General features: G+C 74.8%; 26 protein-coding genes. 9 read left to right on the top strand and 17 right to left on the bottom strand.

What is annotated here, in order from left to right; genetic code table 11:
• Positions 1-66: 66 nt before the first annotated feature.
• Positions 67-492: a pyridoxamine 5'-phosphate oxidase family protein gene (locus tag AB0K17_RS07800; RefSeq protein ID WP_365967721.1), complete on the bottom strand. Its 426-nt coding sequence runs from the start codon at positions 490-492 to the stop codon at positions 67-69.
• 118 nt (positions 493-610) lie between these two features.
• On the opposite strand from AB0K17_RS07800, the gene AB0K17_RS07795 reads away from it, so the two are divergent.
• On the top strand, positions 611-1648 hold the full coding sequence (locus AB0K17_RS07795; RefSeq protein ID WP_365982471.1) for an ABC transporter permease: 1038 nt from the start codon (positions 611-613) through the stop codon (positions 1646-1648).
• Between the two features lie 133 nt (positions 1649-1781).
• The gene (locus tag AB0K17_RS07790; protein ID WP_365967723.1) at positions 1782-2048 is read left to right on the top strand and encodes a WhiB family transcriptional regulator; all 267 of its coding nucleotides are present in this window, start codon (positions 1782-1784) and stop codon (positions 2046-2048) included.
• Between the two features lie 98 nt (positions 2049-2146).
• On the opposite strand, the gene AB0K17_RS07785 is transcribed toward AB0K17_RS07790, so the two are convergent.
• The 12 genes from AB0K17_RS07785 to AB0K17_RS07730 all read right to left on the bottom strand — a co-directional run bounded on the left by AB0K17_RS07785 (position 2147) and on the right by AB0K17_RS07730 (position 12033).
• The gene (locus tag AB0K17_RS07785; protein WP_365982470.1) at positions 2147-2566 is read right to left on the bottom strand and encodes a phage holin family protein; all 420 of its coding nucleotides are present in this window, start codon (positions 2564-2566) and stop codon (positions 2147-2149) included.
• A gap of 15 nt (positions 2567-2581) precedes the next feature.
• Positions 2582-3139, bottom strand: coding sequence for a DUF892 family protein (locus AB0K17_RS07780; protein WP_365982469.1), 558 nt, complete (start codon positions 3137-3139; stop codon positions 2582-2584).
• Positions 3140-3155: 16 nt separating this feature from the next.
• The gene (locus AB0K17_RS07775) at positions 3156-3287 is read right to left on the bottom strand and encodes a hypothetical protein (protein ID WP_344437552.1); all 132 of its coding nucleotides are present in this window, start codon (positions 3285-3287) and stop codon (positions 3156-3158) included.
• A gap of 6 nt (positions 3288-3293) precedes the next feature.
• On the bottom strand, positions 3294-4133 hold the full coding sequence (locus AB0K17_RS07770) for a hydrogenase maturation protease (protein WP_365982468.1): 840 nt from the start codon (positions 4131-4133) through the stop codon (positions 3294-3296).
• Entirely contained in the window at positions 4130-5230 is a 1101-nt protein-coding gene (locus tag AB0K17_RS07765; protein ID WP_365967727.1) for a hypothetical protein, read from the bottom strand. Before AB0K17_RS07765 ends, AB0K17_RS07770 begins: the two co-directional genes overlap by 4 nt.
• Positions 5227-5919 carry a DUF6084 family protein gene (locus AB0K17_RS07760; RefSeq protein WP_365967728.1) on the bottom strand — a complete coding sequence of 231 codons (693 nt, stop codon included), beginning with the start codon at positions 5917-5919 and terminating at the stop codon, positions 5227-5229. The genes AB0K17_RS07765 and AB0K17_RS07760 overlap by 4 nt, the downstream gene beginning before the upstream one ends.
• Positions 5916-6152, bottom strand: a complete 237-nt coding sequence (locus AB0K17_RS07755) for a hypothetical protein (RefSeq protein ID WP_365967729.1) — start codon at positions 6150-6152, stop codon at positions 5916-5918. The genes AB0K17_RS07760 and AB0K17_RS07755 overlap by 4 nt, the downstream gene beginning before the upstream one ends.
• A gap of 8 nt (positions 6153-6160) precedes the next feature.
• Entirely contained in the window at positions 6161-6775 is a 615-nt protein-coding gene (locus tag AB0K17_RS07750; protein WP_365967730.1) for a DUF5947 family protein, read from the bottom strand.
• Complete coding sequence (locus AB0K17_RS07745; protein ID WP_365982467.1) at positions 6772-7299, bottom strand: NifU family protein; 528 nt, start codon at positions 7297-7299, stop codon at positions 6772-6774. The genes AB0K17_RS07750 and AB0K17_RS07745 overlap by 4 nt, the downstream gene beginning before the upstream one ends.
• Before the next feature lie 15 nt (positions 7300-7314).
• Entirely contained in the window at positions 7315-9102 is a 1788-nt protein-coding gene (locus AB0K17_RS07740) for a nickel-dependent hydrogenase large subunit (protein WP_365982466.1), read from the bottom strand.
• A gap of 64 nt (positions 9103-9166) precedes the next feature.
• Complete coding sequence (locus AB0K17_RS07735) at positions 9167-10216, bottom strand: hydrogenase expression protein HypE (RefSeq protein WP_365967733.1); 1050 nt, start codon at positions 10214-10216, stop codon at positions 9167-9169.
• Positions 10217-10290: 74 nt separating this feature from the next.
• Positions 10291-12033, bottom strand: coding sequence for a hydrogenase maturation protein (locus AB0K17_RS07730; RefSeq protein WP_365982465.1), 1743 nt, complete (start codon positions 12031-12033; stop codon positions 10291-10293).
• Between the two features lie 252 nt (positions 12034-12285).
• Here AB0K17_RS07730 and hypA point away from each other — a divergent pair, with 252 nt between their 5' ends.
• The 6 genes from hypA to hypE all read left to right on the top strand — a co-directional run bounded on the left by hypA (position 12286) and on the right by hypE (position 18635).
• Positions 12286-12642, top strand: coding sequence for a hydrogenase maturation nickel metallochaperone HypA (hypA, locus tag AB0K17_RS07725; RefSeq protein WP_365967735.1), 357 nt, complete (start codon positions 12286-12288; stop codon positions 12640-12642).
• A complete protein-coding gene (hypB, locus tag AB0K17_RS07720) occupies positions 12642-13421 on the top strand; it encodes a hydrogenase nickel incorporation protein HypB (protein ID WP_365967736.1) in 780 nt (259 codons plus the stop codon). The genes hypA and hypB overlap by 1 nt, the downstream gene beginning before the upstream one ends.
• 344 nt (positions 13422-13765) lie before the next feature.
• Positions 13766-16153 carry a carbamoyltransferase HypF gene (hypF, locus tag AB0K17_RS07715; RefSeq protein WP_365982464.1) on the top strand — a complete coding sequence of 796 codons (2388 nt, stop codon included), beginning with the start codon at positions 13766-13768 and terminating at the stop codon, positions 16151-16153.
• On the top strand, positions 16116-16427 hold the full coding sequence (locus tag AB0K17_RS07710) for a HypC/HybG/HupF family hydrogenase formation chaperone (protein WP_365967738.1): 312 nt from the start codon (positions 16116-16118) through the stop codon (positions 16425-16427). The genes hypF and AB0K17_RS07710 overlap by 38 nt, the downstream gene beginning before the upstream one ends.
• Positions 16424-17557 carry a hydrogenase formation protein HypD gene (gene hypD / locus AB0K17_RS07705; RefSeq protein WP_365982463.1) on the top strand — a complete coding sequence of 378 codons (1134 nt, stop codon included), beginning with the start codon at positions 16424-16426 and terminating at the stop codon, positions 17555-17557. The genes AB0K17_RS07710 and hypD overlap by 4 nt, the downstream gene beginning before the upstream one ends.
• Positions 17550-18635 (top strand): hydrogenase expression/formation protein HypE, encoded by a 1086-nt coding sequence (gene hypE / locus AB0K17_RS07700; RefSeq protein WP_365967740.1) that lies wholly within the window; start codon positions 17550-17552, stop codon positions 18633-18635. The genes hypD and hypE overlap by 8 nt, the downstream gene beginning before the upstream one ends.
• Positions 18636-18642: 7 nt before the next feature.
• On the opposite strand, the gene AB0K17_RS07695 is transcribed toward hypE, so the two are convergent.
• On the bottom strand, positions 18643-19011 hold the full coding sequence (locus AB0K17_RS07695; protein ID WP_365967742.1) for a hypothetical protein: 369 nt from the start codon (positions 19009-19011) through the stop codon (positions 18643-18645).
• A gap of 152 nt (positions 19012-19163) precedes the next feature.
• Here AB0K17_RS07695 and AB0K17_RS07690 point away from each other — a divergent pair, with 152 nt between their 5' ends.
• Positions 19164-19583: an SRPBCC family protein gene (locus AB0K17_RS07690; RefSeq protein WP_365967743.1), complete on the top strand. Its 420-nt coding sequence runs from the start codon at positions 19164-19166 to the stop codon at positions 19581-19583.
• A 52-nt stretch (positions 19584-19635) separates the two neighbouring features.
• Here AB0K17_RS07690 and AB0K17_RS07685 read toward each other — a convergent pair whose 3' ends face one another.
• The 3 genes from AB0K17_RS07685 to AB0K17_RS07675 all read right to left on the bottom strand — a co-directional run bounded on the left by AB0K17_RS07685 (position 19636) and on the right by AB0K17_RS07675 (position 21615).
• Positions 19636-19926, bottom strand: a complete 291-nt coding sequence (locus AB0K17_RS07685; RefSeq protein WP_365967744.1) for a hypothetical protein — start codon at positions 19924-19926, stop codon at positions 19636-19638.
• Positions 19927-20098: 172 nt separating this feature from the next.
• Positions 20099-21004, bottom strand: coding sequence for a DUF6114 domain-containing protein (locus AB0K17_RS07680; RefSeq protein ID WP_365967745.1), 906 nt, complete (start codon positions 21002-21004; stop codon positions 20099-20101).
• Positions 20995-21615, bottom strand: coding sequence for a DUF6230 family protein (locus tag AB0K17_RS07675; protein ID WP_365967746.1), 621 nt, complete (start codon positions 21613-21615; stop codon positions 20995-20997). The genes AB0K17_RS07680 and AB0K17_RS07675 overlap by 10 nt, the downstream gene beginning before the upstream one ends.
• Between the last annotated feature and the right edge of the window lie 58 nt (positions 21616-21673).

The following is a 21673-nucleotide window of genomic DNA, read 5'->3' as shown; positions in this document are numbered from 1 at the left end:
CGGCGGATTGTGCAGTGCCCCTACGGGGCGCCGTGGTGCCACAGGGCAAAGTCGCCGGACACGGCCCTAGAACGCTCCCATGTCCGCCGAGAGCCAGTGCTCCGGGCGCATGTAAATGGCCACGTGTTCGCCCAGATGCGTCTGTTCGTACTCCACGAAGGCCGCGACCCGTTCCGGCGGCAGGTAGCGTGCGGCCATCTGCCAGGACAGGTCCCGGTTGCCGGGGGCGATCCGGGTGACCGGTCCCTCCACGGACACGTAGCGCACGGTGGGGTCCGTCCGCTGCGCCATCAGGCTGAATCTGCCCGCCGCCTCGATGGCCTGCGCCTTCCGCGAGTGCGGGCCCGTGTGGATCCACAGCTCGCCGCCGGGCGTGTAGTGGTACCAGATCGGGACGGTCAGCGGCCCTCGACCGGACTGCCCGGTCACCGCCAGCGCACCGATGTGGGGCTCGGCCAGGAATTGCTCTCGTTCGTGAACGGACAACGCCATGTGTTCGAAGGTAGCACCGGCTACCGGTCATCGGCGCGGGGTGCGGCCCCTGACCACCTGCCCTCCGGCCGGCGGCACCGGCCGCGCCGGATGATGATCCTCCGTTTATCGTGACGGCATGGGTGGCAAGGACGACCCCGCGACGGAGCGGCGAGGGTGGAGGGCCTTTCGGCATTCGCCGTTCTTCCCCGCGGTCGTGGTCTGCCTCATCACGGCCGCGGGCGCGGGCCTGTTCGCCGGCTCGTACACGTACGCCATGGCCAACCCCACGCCCCACAACATCCCCACCGCCGTCACCGGGGTGCCCCCGCCCGAGGTCACCCGCGCCGCCTTCGTCCAGGGCATGGAGAAGGCGCTCGGAGCCGAACTCAGGCTCCGGCACTACGGAACCTACGCCGACGCCCGGCGGGCGGTCGACGAGCAGAAGGTCTACGCGATCCTGCGCGAGCGCCCCGACTCCGCCGAACTGGACGTCTCCGGGGCCTCCGGCGCCACCGTCGCCCAACTGCTCGCCCAGACCGCCCCGCAGGTCGGCCGGGCGATCGGCACCCCCGTCACGGTCAAGGACATCAACCCCCTGCAGAAGGGCGACCCGCGCGGCCTGGCGCTGTTCTACATCACCCTCGCCGCCGTCGTCGTCGGCTTCGTCGGCGCCATCCAGCTCAGCGTCAACGCCGCCGCCCTCAACCCGGGCGAACGCATCGCCTTCACGGCCGCCTACGCCCTGCTCGGCGGGTTCGCCATCGCCGCCATCGTGGACTGGGGCCTGGGCGCCCTGCATCTGCCCTTCGTGGAGTCCTGGCTGATCCTGGCGCTGACGATGTTCACCTCCGGCATGGTCTTCTCCATGTTCAACGCCCTGATGGGGCGCTGGGCCATGCTGCCCACCTGGGGCCTGATGGTGCTGCTGGGCAACCCCTCCTCCGGCGGCGCCGTCTCCTGGCCGCTGCTGCCCTCCCTCCTGGGCGCGATCGGCCGCTGGCTGCCGCCCGGCGCCTCCGTCAACGCCCAGCACACGGCGGTCTACTTCCACCGGCACCAGCACTTCTTCCCCTTCGCCGTGCTCATGGTGTGGGCGGCCGTGGCCTGCGCGGTCTTCTGGACCTGGCGCCACCGTCACCCCGGCGGCCGGCCGACCATGCGTCCGGCCCGCTGACGTCCGAAGGCCGGGGCGGCGCCGGGAACAGGCCACGTGCCGCGCATAACCGCGCCGTCCCCGGTTAGCCGCTACCAGGAACGCCGCAACGGCGGTCACGAAAGCCACCGGCGACAGGGAGGAAGCACGCGCAATGAACTGGCGGCAATACGCCAAGTGCCGGCACGAGGACCCGGATCTGTTCTTCCCCATCGGCAGGAGCGGCCCCGCCCTCGCCCAGGCGGAGGACGCCAAGTCGGTCTGCCGCACCTGCCCCGTGCAGGAGCAGTGCCTGCGGTGGGCGATGGAGACCGGGCAGGAGTACGGCGTGTGGGGCGGCACCAGCGAAGACGACCGGCGGGCCCTGCGCCGCGCCCGGCAGCGACGGCAGCGCGCCGCGGCGGGCGAGCAAGCGGCCTGAAAAGCAAGCGGCCTGAAAAGCAGGCAGCCTGAGAAGCATGCGGCCTGAAAAGCACGCGGTGTGACAAAGCACGTGGCGTGAAACGGCGCCGTCCCGCCTCACTCCCGGAACGGCGGCCCCTCGCGCACCTGGTCCAGGGCCTGCTGGGAGGCCGTGCGGACCTCGTGCAGCTGCCGGCGACCCCACCACGCCAGGCCGGCACCGCACACCGCGTACCCGGCGCCCAGCACCGTGGTGGCGCACCGTCGCGGCATCGACCGCTCCAGGGCGGCCAGGGCCGCCTCGTGCGCCGAGAGCACGGCGAGCGCGCCGCACACCGTCGCGGCCGTCAGGGCGAGCGTGCCCATCCCGGCCCGGCGCAGCGACGCCACGGCTTCCGGGCGCGCCCGCTCCAGCTCGCGCCGCACCAGCTCCAGGACGTCGCGCGAGAGCCGTTCGGCGGCCGCGGCGAGGGTCGCCTCGTCCTCGGGCGGGTGGGCCTGCCCGGACCGCCGCGGGCGGGATCGTCCATGCGCCATGCCGCCTCCCCGCGCCTACCGCTGCCGGTCCCCGCCGGCGATGCCGCGCAGGGAGCGCGTCGTGCCGGGCGGCGGGGCGGAGAGCACCCCGGCGTGCCGCAGGGAGACGTCCAGCAGCAGATCCCATTTGTCGTCGACGGCCGCGGCCGTCGCCCGTTCGTCGGCCAGGTGCCGCGCGGCGACCTCGGCGGTCGCCGTGTCCCCGGCGCGCTGCGCCAGGTGCCGCAGCAGCTCGTAGCCGGCGACGGCGGCGTGGACGAGGGTGTACGCGTCGCGGGCGTGCTTGCCGGCGTGGTCGGCCCGCACCCGGGCCAGCAGCCCCTCGGCGAGGGCCGCGGCGGCCAGGCCCGAGTCCTTGGGCGCCGAGGGATGCTGTTCGTGGGCGGCGAGCCGGTCCTCCAGGGCGGCCAGGTGGGCGCGCGTCAGTTCGCGGTGATGCTGCAGCAGATCGCGCAGCTCGGGGGCCCCGGCGGTGGAGATCAGCGCGCCCAGCGCGGTGTCCACGAGCTTCTCCAGGGCGTGGGCGTCCTGCAGGTGCGTGAGGAACACGTCCTCGATCGTCGGATGGCTCATGGTCGCGGGTCCGTCCTCACATGCTCTCCATCTTGATGTAGCGCACCGCGTCGGGCGTGCTGAAGGCGATGGCCGCGAGCGCGGCCGCGGCGAGCGCGCCCACCGCGATGCGCACCACGACCGCCGGGATGAAAATGCCGTTCCGCATGTCGAGTCACCTCCTCGCCGCGTCCGCAGTCAGCGCGCCGCGCGGGTCGCGCAGCAGCTCCTCCGTCAGCGACGGCAGCCACGCCGCGGCCTCGCCGACCGCGGCCCGTACCGGTGGGCTGAGCCCGACCTCCACGTCCGCCTCGTCGCCGCGCATCCGCAGCAGCGGCTCGCAGCCGAGCATGACGACGCGCGGCAGCGCCAGGCCCTCCTGGCGGGCCAGTTCGCGGGCCAGGGCGAGCACCTTGACCGGGTCCATGCCGTGCGCCCCGGGCGCGTCCGTCAGGGCGCCGACGTCGTCCGGGCCGACGTCGAGGAGGTAGAGGGTGCCGGGGCTGCCGCCGCGCGGGGCCGCGTCCACGAGCACGGCCGCGTCGTAGCCCTCCAGCAGCCGGTAGGCCAGGTCCATGCCGCGGATGCCGAAGTCGGCGGCGTGCACGCCCTGCGGCAGCGACCGGCCCAGCAGGGCGGTGATCACCTCGGGACCGAAGCCGTCGTCGGCCAGGAAGAGGTTGCCGATCCCCGCGACCAGCACGCGCCGGCCGTCCTCCGGCGGCCGCGCCGCGGCGTCGGGTCCCACCGGACCGGTGGCGGCGTACGGCTCGACCTCCTCCGGCGCGAAGAAGAAGCGGTGCCCCAGGCCCGTGGCGAAGTCCCGGCCGGCGTCCCCGTGCAGGCTCACCACGAGGTGGACACGGCCCTCCATGTCCTCCTCCACGGCCTCGACCTCGGCGGTGCGCCCGGTCAGTGCCAGGTCGAGCACGTCGGTGCGGCGCAGCGGCCGCAGCCGTACGGTGCTGCCGCGGCCGAGCCGTACGCCGGCGACGACCACCGTCCGGGCGTTCACACCGCCTCCCGCGAGGGGGCCGGTGCGGTGGGCGCGACGCCGCGGAGGGTGCCGTGCAGTGCCATCAGCTCGCGCGGGGACAGCGCGGCGCAGCGGTCGAGGATCTCCCGGGCCCTGGGATCGCTCGCCCGGGCCTCCTGCTGTTCCTCGGGGGTCAGGGCGAGCACGTTGAGGACCAGCAACTGGTCGATCTCGCCCCCGTCGAACATCGCTCCCGGGCTCTCGGGCGCGACCGAGGGGAAGTCCTCCAGCGTGACGGGCGAGGCCAGCACGGTACGGCAGCGGTGCCGGTCGCCGTCCGCGGGCCCGTCGGGGCCGGCCACCAGGGCCGGCCACACGCCCTCGTTGCGGCACTCCCGCGCCGCCTGCGTAAGGGGGCCCGCGGGCGGCGCGGCGAGCGAGACGAACGCGCCCTCTCCGGCGCACTCCAGCACGGCGTGGGTGGAGAGGAAGGCGTGCTTGGCCAGCTCGTCGCGGGCCGTGCGCCGGCCCGGCTCCACCGGCGGGCACGGCGAGGTGTTGTGCAGGGTGACGCCGACCCGCCAGGCCCCGCCGCCCAGCGGCACGGCCGCCACCTCCAGCTCTGCGGTCAGCGGCTGCCAGCTGCGGACCAGGGCGCCTTCCGGCCGCCCGTCCGCGCCTGCCAGCACCTCCTCGCAGCGGCCGCCCGGCACCTCGACGGGCACCCGCAGCGGGCCGTCGCCCGGGGACCACGGCGGCAGCGGCCACTCGCGTTCGGTGGCCTCCTGCCACGTCAGGTGCCGGGTGCCGGCGACGGTGAGGGCGTCGACCGGCTCCCGGCCGCCGTCCGGCAGCCGCCGGTGCACCTGCCGGTCGACGGCGTGCAGGAACCGCACCCGCCCCCGTACGCGCACCGGCCCGGCCGCCTCCAGCAGCACCTCCGTGCGCATCCGGTCCCGCTCGCCCAGGGCCGGCGCGCACGCGGTGGGGAAGACGGCGCCGAACGTCCAGCGCCGGGTGTTCTTCAGCGCCGAACGACGGTAGGGCCACAGCAGGTAGCCCTCGTACAGGCAGGTGCGGGTGATCTCCTCGACGGCCCGGGCGACCGTTCGGGCGGCGGGAGCCTGCGCAGTCATCCGGCACTCCCCTCGACGAGGTCGCGGACGGTCTCGTCCCAGCCGGCCAGCGCCCGGCGGTCGCGGTGGGCGGCGAGGAGGTCGTGGGTCTCCCGGGAGACGCGCAGCCAGCTCTGCCCCCCGAAGTAGCGGCTGGTGAGCTCGTGCCACTGCCGGGCGGGCAGCCGGTGCACCGCCTCGCCGTTCCAGGAGATCTGCGAGGTGCGCAGCCTCCCGTCGTCCCCGGTGTGGAAGACCGTGCCGCTGAAGTGGAACTCCAGCGGCACCTCCCCGTCCCGCACCGCCTCGAAGTAGGCGGTCACGGCCAGCTCGCACTCGCGGGTGCAGGGCACCGGCAGCTCCAGGACCGTGCGTGCATCGAAGGGCGGGACGAACGTGGTCAGCCGCGCCCAGGACAGGGGCCGCATGCTGGTGGCCCACTGCTCGGGCCGGCCGAACAGGCGGGCCAGGGCGAGCCGTTCGCCGTCCGCCGGGCGCCGGCGCGCCGGCGCGATGCGTACGTCCGTGGTCAGCGCCACCGAGCGCACGGGTCCGCCGCCGGTACGGGTGAGGGACAGCCGGAAGGACAGCGTGGGCACGGCGGCGTGCTCGAGCGCGCGGCAGCCGGTGACGGCGAACGACAGCTCGGCGATGTCCTCGCGCCGCGCCGGCCCGGGCGCGCACCCGCCGGGGGCGGTGGGCGCGCTCATGCGGGGGAGAGGTTGGGCATGCCGGGCAGGATCGGGTTCTTCGGGCCCGGGTTGACGCCGGTCGACCGGCGGGAGGAGGACCGCTGGTCCTTCTGGTGGCCGGGCTGGCGTTTGTAGTGTCCGGTGTGGTTGCCCTGCCGTACGCCGGGGACGTGCGAGGGCTTGTCGAGGTGCACGTGGGGCTTGCCGACGGTGATGGCGGCCATGCCGTCCGACGCTTGCGTGCGGTCCATCTCGCCTCCTACAGCTCTCCCTGGGCCGGCGCGTCCGTCGCCAGCTCCCTGAAGAAATCCGTGATCCGGGCCCGGGCCGCGGGTCCTCCGGTCAGGCCCTTCCAGTGTGCGCGGAGCACGGCCACCAGGCGACGGCAGTCGTCCACCGGGACGATCCAGTGCTCGTCCGCCTGCCGGTCCACCAGCAGCGCCTCCACCCCGGCGGCCGGCCGTGCCTGCTCGGGCAGGCCGGCGGCGAGCTCCTGCCACAGCTCGGCGTCCACGGCGGCGCACGGCGCCCCGAGCGGGCCGGGATAGCCCGCCGTGGCCGTCCCGTCCCCCTCGTCGGGGACGAAGAACGCCAGGTGCACCGGTACGCCGAGCGCCGCCCACAGCAGGTCGTCGATCCGGTGGCCGGCGAGGCGGATCCGGCGCCGGGGCACCAGCCGGTAGCGCCCGGCCGCCTGGTGGCCGAAGAGCAGCGCGCATGCGCCGCAGGCGCACGCCAGCGCCGTGCCGTCGGCGGCGTCGAGCAGGTGCCGGTGGCCGGCGGGCAGCGGGCCGGCGCACAGGTCGCAGCGTTGCGGCGGCGCCGCGGGCGGTGGCCGCCGGGCCAGGGCACGCAGGCGTACGGCGGTGCTCACGGCACCTTCTCCCCGCCGGCACCGGCCCGGAAGAGCGCCTCCACCGGGATCAGCGCCTGCGCGGCCGCCGGGGCGCTCTCCTGCAGCTCCACGTGCTCGATCTCGGGCGCCGCCCACGTCACCGCGTCGCGCACCTGCTGCCGTGCCCGGTCGGCCGAGCAGCCGCAGCCGGCGGCATCGAGCCGGACGCGGGCCACCGTGCCCTCCAGGGAGGTCAGCTCGGCGGCTTGGGCCGGGCGCAGGGTGGCCAGGGCGCGCCGCACCCGGTCGGCGGTCGGCCGGGGGTGCAGGTCGTGCACCAGCAGCAGGTGGCCGACCAGCTCGTCGGCGGCCAGCTCCGCCGCCGTCGCCTCGTCCACCTGGGCGAGGATGCGGGTCAGGCACTCGCCGTACAGGGCGACGACGGCGTGCAGGGCGTCGGCGGCCACCTCGCGCGCGGCCGGGCCGGGCAGCTCCTCCAGCCCGGCCAGCAACGCCTCGGTGCGGGCGACCCGGGCGCGGGCCTCGTCACGGCTCCAGGGCATGGCTGCGTCTCCCGCCTACGCCAGGGCGCCGAAGGTCGGCGAGTGGCTCTGCCGCACCGTGCGCCCGCCGCCGAGGTACATGTGCACGCCGCACGGCAGGCACGGATCGAAGCTGCGGACGGTGCGCATGATGTCGATGCCCTTGAAGTCGTCGGGCCCGTTCTCCTCGAACAGCTGCAGGCCCTGCACGGCGTCCTCGTACGGGCCGGGCGTGCCGTAGGGGTCGCGCGGGCTGGCGTTCCACGGGGTGGGCGGGTACGGGTGGTAGTTGGCGATCTTGTGGTCGCGGATGACGAGGTGGTGGGAGAGCACGCCGCGCACGGCCTCGTGGAAGCCGACGCCGATGGCCTCCTTGGGCACGTCGAAGTCCTCGAAGACCTTGGTGCGCCCGGCCCGTACCTCCTCCAGGGCCCGTTCGACGAAGTACAGGGCCATGCCGGCGGCGTAGGCGACGAAGTACATGCGCGCCCGGTCGCGTTCGATGGTGTTGGGGAAGGGCGGCGGCTTCCACTGCAGGCGCATCTCCGGGGTCGAGGGCGTCTTCGGCAGGTCGATCTCGATGCCCTGCCCGGTGGAGCGCACGTACGGGGTACGGACCTTGCCGGCGAGGGCGGTCACCCACAGCCGGGCCAGCGGGCCGCCGCCGGTGTCGAGCGCGAGGTGGTCGCCGGTGCGGGCGTCGTACCACCGAGGGCTCATCACCCAGCTGTAGTTGCCGCCGTCCAGGTCGCGTTTCTGGGGCCGGGGCAGGGTGGTCTGGTTCCAGGGGTGGCGCTGGTCGATCGGGTTGCCGAGGGGGTCCTTCTCGACGTACGTCTCCTCGCCCGCCCAGTCGTCGTAGTAGGAGCTGCCCAGCAGCACGCGCAGGCCGAGGTTGATGTCGACGAGGTCGGTGGTCACCAGCTCGTTGTCGACGATGATGCCGGGGGTGACGAACATGGCGTTGCCCCAGGTGTTCATGTGCCGGTAGTCGTAGTCGACGACCTCCGGGTCCTGGAAGCAGCCCCAGCAGCCCAGCAGCGTGCGCCGCCGGCCCACCTCCTCGTAGCCGGGCAGGGCCTCGTAGAAGAAGTCGAAGACGTCGTCGTTGAGGGCCACGCCGCGCTTGACGAAGTCCAGGCAGCGCATCAGGCGCACCAGGTAGTCGGTGAAGACCTGGGGGGTGGCCACCGTGCCGACGCCGCCGGGGTAGAGCGTCGAGGGGTGCACGTGGCGCCCCTCCATCAGGCAGCACATCTCGCGCGTGATCCGGCTCATGCGCAGCGCTTCCTTGTAGATCTCGCCCTCGAAGGGGTTGAAGGCGCGCATGATGTCGGCGATCGTGCGGAAGCCGTGGACGTCACCGCGCGGGGCGGGGGTGCGTTCGGCGCGTTCGAGGACCGAGGGGTTGGTCTCCTTGACCATGCGTTCGCAGAAGTCGACGAAGACCAGGTTGTCCTGGAAGATCGTGTGGTCGAACATGAACTCGGCGGCCTCGCCGAGGTTGATGATCCACTCGGCGAGCGGCGGCGGCTTGACGCCGTAGGCCATGTTCTGGGCGTACACCGAGCAGGTGGCGTGGTTGTCGCCGCAGATCCCGCAGATGCGGCTGGTGATGAAGTGCGCGTCGCGGGGGTCCTTGCCCTTCATGAAGACGCTGTAGCCGCGGAAGATGGACGAGGTGCTGCGGCACTCGACGACCCGCCGCGCCGGGAAGTCGATCTTCGTGTAGATGCCCAGATTGCCCACGATCCGGGTGATGGGGTCGAAGGCGACCTCGGTGAGGTCGCGCTGTGCCGCGTCGATGTCCTGGGCGCTCGCCACTGGCGGTTCCTCTCCTGGTGCCTGGGTGTCTGGGGTGCCTGGGGTGCGTCGGGCCTTCGGCCGGCTAGTGGCCGCCCGACCAGCGCGGCTCGTAGCCGCTGGTCAGTGCCGGTTCGTTGTGGCGCCACTTCGGCTCGCGGTTGGCGCTGATGTTCGTCATCGAGCGCAGGGTGCGGATGACCGGTCCGTAGACGGCCATCGCGGCGGTGGACAGGGAGCCTCCGGGCGGCTCGTCCATGAACGGCATGAACTTGTCGGGGAAGCCCGGCATGGTGCAGCCGATGCAGATCCCGCCGACGTTCGGGCAGCCGCCGACGCCGTCCATCCAGCCGCGCTTGGTGACGTTGCAGTTGACCACCGGCCCCCAGCAGCCCACCTTCACCTGGCACTTGGGGGAGTTGTAGTCCTTGGCGAAGTCGCCCTGCTCGTAGTACGCGGCCCGGTCGCAGCCCTCGTGCACCGTCTTGCCGAACAGCCAGGTCGGCCGCAGCTGTTCGTCCAGCGGGATCACGGGCGCCAGCCCCGCCGCCTGGTGCAGCACCCACAGCAGGGTCTCCATGAAGTTGTCCGGTTGCACGGGACAGCCGGGCACGTTGACCACCGGCAGCCCGCCGGCCGAGCGGAAGTCCTCGCCCAGGTAGTCCACCAGGCCCATGGAGCCGGTGGGATTGCCGGCCATGGCGTGGATGCCGCCGTACGCGGCGCAGGTGCCCACGGCCACCACCGCCCAGGCCCGGGGGGCCAGCCGGTCGAGCCAGGTATTGAGGGTGATCGGCTCGCCGGTGTCCGGGTCGTTGCCCATCGAGGTCCAGTAGCCCTCGCCGTTGATCTTCTCGTTGGGGATGGACCCCTCGACCACCAGGATGAACGGCTTCAGCTCGCCGCGCGCCGCCCGGTGGAAGGCGGCCGTGAAGTCGTCCCCGCTCTCGTAGGCGAGCACCTTGTTGTGCAGGTGCACCTTCGGCAGACCGGGGATCGCCCCCAGGAGCACGTCCTCCAGGCTCGGCAGCGAGGCGGCGGTCACCGAGACGGTGTCGCCGTCGCAGCTCATGCCCTCCGAGGTCCACAGGACGTGCACCTCGTCGAAGCCGGGTGTCATGGGCTCGAAACCCATTCGCTCGCTTCCCTTCGGCTTCCGGCGGCGCGGCACGCGGATGCGGTCCGCGGCACCGGGATACGGCCCCGGGGCTAAAGCTGACATACCTCATCTTTCCCGGCAATACGCCTGCTCGGGGCGTACAGGCGCGACAACGCCTCCAGCCGCTCCTGCGCACCCGGTGCCGGCAGCCCCCGCACGAACGCCGACCGCAGCGCGTGGTACGGCGCGTCCGGCGCGAAGAACGCCTCCTGCATGCGCTCCAGCTCCTGCGCCCGGTACGCCGCAAGCGGCCGCAGCCCCTCGTCCCGCTCCCGCGTCGCCTTCTTCACCGCGATCCGCACCGGCACGTCCGATTCACCGATCAGGTCCGCGGCCATCCGGGTGACCGCACCGGCGAACTCCTGCGCGGGCCCCGCAACGATCCGGTCCACCAGCCCCAGCGACCGCGCCCGGGCCGCGCTCACCGGCGCCGCCTGCTCCATCAGCGCCTGCGCCTGCCGCGCCCCCACCCGCCGCGGCAGGGTGTACGTCCAGTACTCCGAGCCGTACAGCCCCATCAGCCGGTAGTGCGGGTTGAACACCGAGCCCGCCCTGCACCACACCTCGTCCGCCGCCAGCGCCAGCATCGCCCCGCCCGCCGCCGCATTGCCCGCCACGGCCGCCACCACCAGCCGGTCGGTGGTCGTCAGCACCGCCTCCACCAGGTCGTCGATCGCGTTGATGTTCGCCCACGACTCCGCCGCCGGGTCCGTATCCGCCTCGATGACGTTCAGATGGATGCCGTTGGAGAAGAAGTCCCGCTCCCCGCCCAGCACGACCACCGACGTCGGCCGCCGGCAGGCGAAGCGGTAGGCGGTGAGCAACCGCCGGCACTGCTCCGTGCTCATCGCCCCGCCCGGGAAGCGGAACCGGACGAAACCCACCTCGCCCTGCTCCGTGTAGCGGATGTCGCTCCACGTGCAACGGTGCGCCGGCAGCTCCAGCGGCGCCGGCACCTCCGGCACGTCCGGCAGTGCGTCACCCAGCGCCAGGACGGCCGGCAGCTTCACCCCCGCCGGCGCGTCCGGCGTCCGGCAGCGACGCAGCTGCGCGATCCACACCGCACCGTCCACCGTCGCCCGGCAGATCGCGCCCGCCCGCGTCGCCAGCACCTCACCGGGCCGGCCCCGCAACCGGTCCTCCGGATGCCCGCCGTACAGGAACCACTCCGCTCCCAAGAACTCGTCACGCACCCCGGGCCGCGAATCGGCCGCGCGCAACGCCCGCAGCACCGCCTCCGTCGGCTGCGCCTCCCAGTCGATCCGCCGCTGCGCCTGCCGCAGCGCCGGCCGCGTACGCACCCGCAGCCCCTCCTGCGCCCGCGGACGCCAGGAGCCCGACGCGAACCGCTGCACCGCCAGCAGCACCGCCTCCACCGCCGCGTCCGCCACCTCCCCCCGGTACAACTCGCTCTTGGTCACCCCCGGCGGCACCGCGAACTCCGCACTCGCCCACACCGGGCCCGCGTCCATCTCCTCCTGCGCCTGCAGCACCGTCACCCCCCAGCGCTGCTCGCCCTCGTGCAGCGCCCAGTCCAGCGCCGCGGGCCCCCGGTCGCCCGGCGGCCCCGGATGCACCACCAGACACGGTCGGCGCGACCACACGTCGCGCGGGATCGCCGACGTCAGCATCGGCGCGAGGACCAGCTCCGGACAGTGCCGGCGCACCGCGGCCCGCAGGGAGTCGTCCCCGTCCACGACGGACACGGCCACTGCGTGGCCCCGGTCGCCGAGCTCGGCGAACACACGCTGGGTCAGGCTGTTGAACGCGCTGGCGATGAGCAGGATCTGCACGGGATCGACCTCCTGGCGCGGCTGTGCGGCCCCGGCCCGGACGCGGGCCGCCGGCACCACCGATCGTCACCACGGGCGGCCCCCGGCCCGCGCAGCGCCGCGCGGACGGCACCGTGATTGCGCTACGCGGGCGAATACCCCGCCCCCGTCACACCGGTGCCGCCGTGGCGCTGCGCCGTCCACGGCGGCGCTGGGCGCACTGTGGTCGCACAAGCACCTTTTCCGACGGCGGCGATCTGAGCAGGAGGGCGCGTGCACGAGCTGTCCATCGCCACCGCGATCGTCGAACGCGCGGCCGCCCTGGCCCGGCCGCACGGCCCCGCCGCCGTGGCCGCGGTGCGCGTACGCGTCGGCGAACTCGCCGGCGTCGTCCCCGACGCCCTGCGCTTCTCCTTCGCCGTCGCCCGCCAGGACACCGAGCTCGCCGCCGCCCGGCTCGACGTCGAGGAGATCCCCGCACGCGCCCACTGCGCCGCGTGCGCCCACGACTTCGCCGTCGGCACCCCGCCCTTCCTGTGGTGCCCGCGCTGCGAGGGCTCCACGACGCACCTGCTGAGCGGCCGGGAGCTGGAGATCACCGGAATCGAACTTCAGGAGGCGAGCGCGTGATGTGCCGCGCCATCGACGTGCGCCAGGCGGTCCTGGCCGAGAACGACATGCTGGCCGGCGCCCTGCGCGAGGAACTCGCCGCGCACGGCACCACGGCGGTCAACCTGCTCTCCAGCCCCGGCAGCGGCAAGACCGCCCTGCTGGAACCCGTCCTGACCGCCACTGCCGCCCGCGGCGTGCCGGCCGCCGCCCTGACCGCCGACCTCGCCACCGACAACGACGCCGTCCGCCTGGCCCGCTCCGGCGCCCCCGTCAAACAGGTCCTCACCGGCGGCCTGTGCCACCTGGAGGCCTCCCACCTGCGCTCCCACCTCGACGGCTGGCCCCCGCCCGGCACCCGCGTGCTGTACGTCGAGAACGTCGGCAACCTCGTCTGCCCGGCCGCCTTCGACCTGGGCGAGAGGCTGCGCGTGACGCTGATGTCGGTGACGGAGGGCGAGGACAAACCCCTGAAGTACCCCCTGGCCTTCGGCCTCGCCCACCTGGTCGTCCTGACCAAGACCGACCTGGAGGAGGCCGCCGCCTTCGACCGCGCCGCCTTCACCGCCCACGTCCACCGCGTCAACCCCGGCGTCCCCATCCTGACCACCTCCGCCCGCACGGGCGAGGGCGTGGGCACCCTCGTCGACCACGTCCTGGCCGCGTCCGACGGCGCCCCCCTGCACCGGCCGGCGCTGCAGACCACCCCCGCCCCGGCCGACCCCCCGCCCTCCCGCACCCCCGGCCCGGGCCGCCACCGCCGCCCGGACACCGACGACGCGACCGCACCCCGGCCGTGACGCCGCCCACCGACGAGGGGCGGTCCGCGCCCGGCACACCTGCCGCCTCCGCGACGGCCGGCGAGGTCCCGCCTGCGCCGGCGTCCGCGACGGCGACCGGCACGGCGGGGAGCCCGGGCCACGGCGCGGCCGGCGGCGGGACGCCGTCCCCCGCCGCAGAACCGCTGCCCCCGCACAGGCCGGTGGCCGCACCGGTGGCCGACCACGGCACGGGCCCCGGCTCCGGGCGACCGGCAGCACCTCGGGGCCGGGCCGCCGGCGGCGGGACACGCTCCGCCCGGGGCGAGGGGGTGACGCCGTGCGCATCCGCCGCCCCGGCGGCCGGTCGTCAGGGGCCGCCGCACGTGGAGGGAGCCGGCACCCGGCAGGACCGGGCCGTCGCCGCCTCCGGCGGCTCCGTGCGCGAGCGGGTCGTCGTGCGGGGGGCCGTGCAGGGAGTGGGCTTCCGGCCGTTCGTGCACGGGCTCGCGCGGGAGCTCGGGCTGTCCGGGTTCGTCCTCAACGACGCCGGCGGGCTCGTCGCCGAGGTCGAGGGCGACCCGCACCGCCTGCGCGCCTTCCACGAGCGCCTGACCGGCCACGCCCCGCCCCTCGCCGTCGTCTCCTCCATCGAGCGGCACCCCCTGCCCGCCCTCGGCGGGACCGGTTTCGTCATCCGGCCCTCCGTGCACGGCCCCGGCCACACCCGGGTACCCCCCGACGCCGCCCTGTGCCCGCAGTGCCACGCCGAGCTCGCCGACCCCGCCGACCGGCGCCACCGGCACCCCTTCATCACCTGCACCCACTGCGGCCCGCGCTTCACCATCGTCACCCGCCTGCCCTACGACCGCGCCACCACCACCATGGCGCCGTTCGCGCTGTGCGAGCGCTGCGCCGCGGAGTACGCCGACCCCGCCGACCGCCGCTTCCACACCCAGCCCGTGGCCTGCCCCGACTGCGGGCCCCGGCTCCACCTGGACGACGGCGGCACGCGGCTCACCGGCGAGCAGGCGCTCGCCCGGGCCCGCGACCTGCTCGCCGGCGGCCGCATCGTCGCCGTCAAGGGCATCGGCGGCCACCACCTGGCCTGCGACGCCACCGACCCCGCCGCCGTCGGCCGGTTGCGTGCCCTGAAGGAACGCGGCGACAAACCCTTCGCCGTCATGGCCGCCGACCTCGCCGCCGTACGCGCCCTCGCCGCCGTCACCGACGCCGAACGCGACCTGCTGTGCGGGCCGCGCGCCCCCGTCGTCCTGTTGCGCCGCCGCACGGCCGGCATGCTTGCCGACGCCGTGTGCCCCGGCGCCCCCGACATCGGCGTCATGCTGCCCTACAGCCCCCTGCACCGGCTGCTGTTCGGGCTGCCCGGCGACCCGCCCGGACCCCGGGTGCTCGTGATGACCAGCGCCAACCGCTCGGGCGAGCCGCTGGTCACCGACGACGCCGACGCCCGGCTGCCCGCCCTGTGCGACGCCCGCCTGGGGCACGACCGCGCCATCCGCACCCCGTGCGACGACTCCGTCGTGCGCGTGCGTCCCGACGGCAGCCACCTGCCGCTGCGCCGCTCCCGCGGCTACGTGCCCGAACCCCTCGACCTGCCCTTCGACGTCATCCCCGCCCTCGCCGCCGGCGGCGACCTGAAGAACACCTTCTGCCTCGCCCGCGGCCGCACCGCCTGGCTCTCGCAGCACATCGGCGACCTCGACCGCCTGGAGAACGTCGCCGTCCTCGACGCGGCCGTACGCCACCTGTCCGCACTCACCGGCGTACGCCCCCGCCTGCTGGCCGCCGACCGGCACCCCCACTACCGCTCCACCGCCTGGGCCCGCGACCGCGCCGCCGGCCGCCCCCTGCACCTGGTGCAGCACCACCACGCCCACGTCGCCTCCGCCATGGCCGACGCCGGCCTCGACGGCAGCGCACCGGTCATCGGCGTCGCCTTCGACGGCACCGGCTACGGCGACGACGGCGCCGTGTGGGGCGGCGAGGTGCTGCTCGCCGACTACGACGGCTACCGGCGCCTGGCCCACCTCGCCTACGTGCCGCTGCCCGGCGGCGACGCCGCCGTGCGCAACCCCTGCCGCATGGCGCTCGCCCACCTGCACGCCGCGGGGGAGCCCTGGCACGCGGACCTGCCCTGCGTACGCGCCTGCGACGACCGCGAACGCACCCTGCTCGCCCGCCAGATGGAGCGCGGCGTCGCCTGCACACCCACCTCCAGCATGGGCCGGCTCTTCGACGCCCTGGCCTCCCTCGCCGGCATCCGCCACCGCACCGGTCACGAGGCCCAGGCCGCCGTGGAGCTTCAGGCCCACGCCACGTCCGCCATGGACCGCTGCGGAACCCCCTACGCCTTCGCGCTGCGCGGCGAGGCCGGGCGGCCGCACGTCATCGACCCGGCCCCCGTGCTGCGCGCCGCGGCCGCCGACGTACGGGCGCGCACGCCCCCCGAGGTCGTCGCGGCCCGCTTCCACCATGCCGTCGCCGCAGCCGTCACGGCCGCCTGCGAGGCGGCCCGGCAGCGCACCGGGACCACCACCGTCGCCCTGACCGGCGGCGTCTTCGCCAACGCCGTGCTCGACGAGGCCTGCACGGCGGCCCTGAGCGCACGGCACTTCACCGTGCTCCGGCACCGCGCCGTGCCCTGCGGCGACGGCGGACTGGCCCTCGGCCAGCTGCTGGTGGCCGCCCGGTCCCACGGGAGAGGAGGAACCCATGTGCCTGGCCGTACCCGGCAAGGTCGTCCGCATTGAGGAACGCGACGGAACCCGCATGGCGCAGGTCGACTTCGGCGGCGCGGTCAAGGACGTCTGCCTGGCCTACCTGCCCGACATCGAGGTCGGCGACTACGCCATCGTGCACGTCGGCTTCGCCCTGCAGCGCCTGGACGAGCAGGCCGCCCGGGCGACGCTCGACCTCTTCCGGCGCATCGGCGCCCTGGAGGAGGAGTTCGGCGACGCCTGGGGCCGCGCCGCGGCCGAGGCGGGCGCCCCCGCCCCCGACACCCCGGAGAGGGACGCGCGGTGAAGTACCTCGAAGAGTTCCAGGACCCCGCCCTCGCCCGGCGGCTGCTGGAGGACGTCCACGCCACCGTCACCCGCCCCTGGGCGCTGATGGAGGTCTGCGGCGGCCAGACCCACTCCATCATCCGGCACGGCATCGACCAGCTGCTCCCCGAGGCCGTCGAGCTCATCCACGGCCCCGGCTGCCCGGTGTGCGTCACCCCGCTGGAGACCATCGACAAGGCGCTGGCCATCGCGGCCCTGCCGGACGTCGTCTTCTGCTCCTTCGGCGACATGCTGCGCGTCCCCGGCACCGGCCGCGACCTGTTCCGCGTCAAGAGCGACGGCGGCGACGTACGGGTGGTCTACTCCCCGCTGGACGCGCTCGACATCGCCCGCCGCACCCCGGACAAGCAGGTCGTCTTCTTCGGCATCGGCTTCGAGACCACGGCGCCCGCCAACGCCATGACGGTGCACCAGGCCCGCCGGCTGGGCGTGCGCAACTTCAGCATGCTCGTCTCGCACGTGCGCGTACCGCCCGCCATCGAGGCGATCATGAGCTCGCCGCACTGCCGCGTCCAGGCCTTCCTGGCCGCCGGGCACGTGTGCAGCGTGATGGGCACCGCCGAGTACCCCGCCCTCGCCGAGCGGTTCGGTGTGCCGATCGTCGTCACCGGCTTCGAGCCCCTCGACATCCTCGAAGGCGTCCGCCGCGCCGTCCACCAGCTCGAACGCGGCGAGCACCGCGTGGAGAACGCCTACCCGCGCGCCGTCCCCGACCACGGCAACCCCGCCGCGCTCGCGATGCTCGCCGACGTCTTCGAGGTCACCGACCGCCCCTGGCGCGGCATCGGCACCATCCCCGGCAGCGGCTGGCGACTGGCCCCCGCCTGGCGGGAGTACGACGCCGAGCACCGCTTCGGCGTCACCGGCACCGGCACCCGCGAACCGGAGGCCTGCCGCAGCGGCGAGGTGCTCCAGGGCCACATCAAGCCGCACGAGTGCGCCGCCTTCGGCACCACCTGCACCCCGCGCACCCCCCTCGGCGCCACCATGGTCTCCAACGAGGGGGCCTGCGCCGCGTACTACCTCTACCGCCGCCTGGGCACCGGCCCGGCGGCCGCGACCGGCAAGGAGGCCACCCCCGTTGGCTGACGCCACCACCACCCGAGAGACCACCGCCCTGCCCGACCCGAGCGCCTGGTCCTGCCCGGCGCCCCTGCGCGACGCCCCCGTCGTCGTCCTGGGCCACGGCGGGGGAGGGGCCCTGTCGGCCGAGCTGATCACCGGCCTGTTCACGCCCGCCTACGGCAACGACGTCCTCGACGCCCTCGGCGACTGCGCCCAGGTGCGCCTGGGCGGCACCCGCCTGGCCTTCTCCACCGACTCCTACGTGGTGCGGCCGCTGTTCTTCCCCGGCGGCTGCATCGGCGACCTCGCCGTCAACGGCACCGTCAACGACCTGGCGATGAGCGGCGCCCGACCCGCGTACCTCTCCTGCGCGTTCGTCCTGGAGGAGGGCACCGCCCTCGGCGTCGTCGAACGCGTCGCCCGCGCGATCGGCGCCGCGGCGCACACCGCCGGCGTCACCGTGGCGACCGGGGACACCAAGGTGGTCGACGCCGGTCACGGCGACGGCGTGTACGTGACGACCTCCGGCATCGGGGTGATCCCCGACGGCGTGGACATCCGCCCCCAGCGGGCCCGGCCCGGCGACGTCGTGCTCGTCAGCGGCCCCGTAGGCCTGCACGGGGTGGCCGTGCTCAGCGTCCGCGAGGGCCTGGAGTTCGGCGTGGAGATCGCCAGCGACACCGCCCCGCTGGCCTCCCTCGTCGCCGCCATGCTCGCCGTCACCCCCGACCTGCACGCCCTGCGCGACCCCACCCGCGGCGGTCTCGCCACGGCCCTGAACGAGATCGCCGCGGCGTCCGGCACCGGCGTCGTGCTGAGCGAGGACGCGGTGCCGGTCCCCGAGGCCGTCGCCGGCGCCTGCGGCTTCCTCGGCCTGGACCCGCTCTACGTCGCCAACGAGGGCCGGCTCGTGGCCTTCGTCCCGCGGGAGCACGCCGACGCCGTCCTGGCCGCGATGCGCGCGCACCCCCAGGGGTCCGGTGCCGCCGTCGTCGGCGAGTGCGTCGCCGAGCACCCCGGCACGGTCGTCGCCCGCACCCGGTTCGGCGGCACACGCGTGGTCGCCCTGCCCGACGGGGAGCAGCTGCCGCGCATCTGCTGACCGCGCCTCACGTCTCCTCCTCCATGCGGATCGCGTCGCGCAGCTCGTCGAACGCCTCCTCGTCGCCTTCCTCGTGCTGCGCCAGCAGCGCCCGGGCGATCGCGTCCAGCTTGCGCTGGATGGCGTGCTCGGCGCGCTGCTCGGAGTTCTTCAGCAGGGCGAGCAGCAGCAGGGTGACCGCCGTCATCAGACCGGCCGCCAGCAGCTCCAGCTCGACGGACGGCTGCAGCACGTGCATCGCCACGAAGTTGGCGACCAGCAGGAAGCAGACAGCGAAGAACGACCGCGAGCTGGTGAAGTGCGAGGCGTTCTCGGCCAGGTGCTCGAAGGCCCCGGGTCGCCCGCCGCCGCGGTGGGAAGGGTGCCGGACTCTCACCTGGCGCCGGTACCCCGCATCGCGGCCCGCCAACGCGCCATGACGCCGAAAGGCGGAACGGCGCGGCGCGAACGGGTGCCTTCCCGCGCGGTTCGCCGCCGGGCGGGCAGGCGCCTTCAGGGGGACGGACCCGCACCGAGAATGGGTATGGCATGAGCGAATACGAGCGGTCCCGTACGATGCCCGCGCTGGCCGACCACGTCTTCCAGGAGGCCTCCGACGTGACCCGGCTCGGCAGCTGGCTCCCGGACGACCTGCACGTACAGGCCGAGGAGCTGCCGGCGGTCACCGTCCACGAGGACCGCACCGGCCAGGACGAGCCCGGGCTCTTCCGCGCGCAGGCCGAGCAGATGCGCGTGGAGTGGGGCACGCGCGAGGGCGGGAGCTACGCGGGCTGGCTGCAGGTGGCGGGCATGGACGGCGGCGCCAGCGAGGTGACGGTCCACCTGTCGTTCTTCGACGAGCGGCACGACCCCGGAGCGGACGTCGTCACCACCGCGCTGGAGCGCAGCCTGGACCGCCTGGAGGAGCAGGTGCGCCTGCGGGCCGCGGGCCCGGAGGGCCCCGGCTGAGCCGGTCGCCTGCCCGCGGGGAGCGACACCGCCCCGCGGGCAGGCGCGCCGCTCAGCTCGTGACGACGTTGTGCGCGGGCGTGATCTCGGGCCGCAGGTGGCCGTAGCCGAGCTCGGCGAGCACGGGGGCGAGTATCTTGCCGAAGGCCTCGAGGGCCTCCGCCGACTCCCACACGTCGGTGACCCGCCAGCCGCCGTCGACCGGCCCGGCGACGTGCGCGAGCAGTCCGCCGACGGGCATGTCGGAGAGCGAGGTGAAGGGCCCGCCGATGAGGCGCTCGATGCACGCGTCGTAGAGCTCCTGACCGGCGCCCTCGGCGTGGAACGTGACGATGATGGCCACTGCTGGCACTCCTGTCCTGGGGTTCGTCCTGGCGGCGGCCCGGCGGGTCGGGGGTGGGGGCCGCACCCACCGGTCTCCCCCTCGGCCCCGGGCGGAACCCCCGGGCCCGCCCGGCTCGTCGGAGCGCCCGTCCGCGTGCGGCGGTGGACGCCACGCCGGTGGTACGGCGCGCTCACGAGCCGGGCGGCAGGGCGCCTGCGGCGTGCTCCGGGGCGATGCGCAGCCCGTCGGCGTCGACGACGTCGCTGGTGATCAGGGCCTGCCGGGCGCGCACGTCGGTCATGAAGACGAACGGCGGCACCACCGGCGGCACGGGCAGGGCGTCCGCGCTGAAGGACAGGCACAGCAGCCCCTGGAGGCAGCCGCTGAAGTCGGTGAGGTACAGCGTGACGTCCCCGCGCAGCCTCAGGTCGCGCACGTCCAGGGCCAGTTCGGGGCCGCCGTCGTGGGTGAACAGGCGGTAGTCGCGCAGGGACGCGGCCCGCATCCTGAGCACCATCACCGTGCGCGGCCCGGCCGCGGTCGGCAGGCGCTCGACGGAGGCGAGGGTGAACCCGCTGGGGGCGAAGCGGGTGGTGGTCACCGTCGGCGGGACTGCGCCGGCCGTGACGGGCCCGGTCCGCTGCGCATCCCGCGCCGGCAGGGCGGTCGCCAGCAGGACCAGGGGCAGCGCCACCGCCAGCGCCTTGGACGGCGACCCGCCCGGCGCCGGCCCGGGCCCCGGCGGGCGGGACGCAGCCGCCCGCACCGGGCGCCATGCGAACGCCATGGCGCCGCCGGCGATGCCCAGCAGCATCCCGATCCCGAACCCGCCGAGGTTGCTGGCCGCGAAGGAGACCACCGAAAGGATCACCGCGTGGAGGCCCACGTAGTGCCGCGTCTGCGGCCGCAGCAGCAGGAACACCCCGGCGACCACCAGGGCCGCGCCGATGCCGAGGGCGGCGATGCCGCCCAGCCCGAGCCCGAGGAGCACGCTCCACGGTGCGAGGGGCACCAGGGCCAGCTCGGTGCCGGCCAGGACGAGCAGCACCGCCGCCCAGAACGGCCGGGTGCGCCGCCAGCGCCTGCTCAGAAGCACGCCGGCCCGTTCAGGGCCACGTCCAGCCGCAGCCCCGTCAGGCGGAAGTCGCCGCCGGTGACCGACCAGGCGTGGGAGCGCACGCCGGTCACCGACACCTCGCGGGCCTGCAGGCCGAACTGCCCGGGCGCGCCGTGCACACCGGGCACCTGGTCCAGCGTCGAGGCGTCCCGGCCGATCTGCGCCTGACCGAAGCGGGCGTCGCCCACCAGGTCGTCGCCGTGCAGCACCAGATCGTGCACGGTCACCGGCCCGGCGCTGCCGCCGGCCCGCAGCCGGAAGACCACTTCACCCACCGGGGTGGGCACGCGCGCCGCCTGGCAGATGTCCGACAGCCGGGCGTCGCCGATGCCCAGCAGGGCGCCGGGGCGGCCACCGTCACCGGTGGTCGGGGCCGTGTCGACGTACGCGGCCAGACCCTTGCTGCGCAGCTGCTGCGCGGAGATCTGGAAGGCCGTGCCGGACACCGCGAAGGACGAGGCGAGGACGCCGTCCGCCATCGCCACGGCCATGCCCGCGACGGCCAGCAGGGCGGGCAGCGCGACGAGGGCCGCCCGGGGCCAGGACGTCCTGCCCTCGTGCGGGTCGCCTTCCAACTCGGCAGAAGTCACGGGAGGTTGACTTCCCGGGCGCAGCGAAAGCATCCCTCGCGGGAGGTCACCCACATGA

It is taken from the genome of Streptomyces sp. NPDC049585 (assembly GCF_040675615.1).
Lineage (GTDB): Bacteria > Actinomycetota > Actinomycetes > Streptomycetales > Streptomycetaceae > Streptomyces > Streptomyces luteosporeus.
Note: the sequence above shows the minus strand (reverse complement) of the source record. Positions and strands in the feature narration are given on the sequence as shown.